Origin of the sequence: Stenotrophomonas sp. SrG, assembly GCF_050031795.1 — a bacterium.
GTDB lineage: Bacteria > Pseudomonadota > Gammaproteobacteria > Xanthomonadales > Xanthomonadaceae > Stenotrophomonas > Stenotrophomonas rhizophila_A.
Genome location: NZ_JBNBBE010000432.1, coordinates 1 through 258 on the forward strand (window position 1 = coordinate 1; position 258 = coordinate 258).

Here is a 258-nt window from a genome sequence, read left to right on the forward strand (position 1 = left end):
GTGTCGATGATTTCGCTGACTTTGGCGGTGATGGTCACCGACTCGCGGGCCTTTGCGGTGCCGAGTGCCTGCAGGGTGTCGCTCCAGGCGGAGGTCTGCACGACCTGGGTGGTCACCGGCTCGACTTCGGCCTGCCGGCGGGCGGCTTGGTCCTTGCTGCCACACCCGGCCAGGATGGCCAGGCCGAGGCCGGCTATGATGCGTGCGGTGATGCGTCCCGTCATGAAGTACAGCCCTTGATGTTCCACGACCGGCATG

General features: G+C 66.3%; 1 pseudogene. It reads right to left on the minus strand.

Features of this window, described 5'->3' with window-relative positions:
• Positions 1-224 (minus strand): annotated as a pseudogene (locus ACQG3P_RS20360) (efflux RND transporter periplasmic adaptor subunit); the annotation flags it as partial.
• Positions 225-258: the final 34 nt, after the last annotated feature.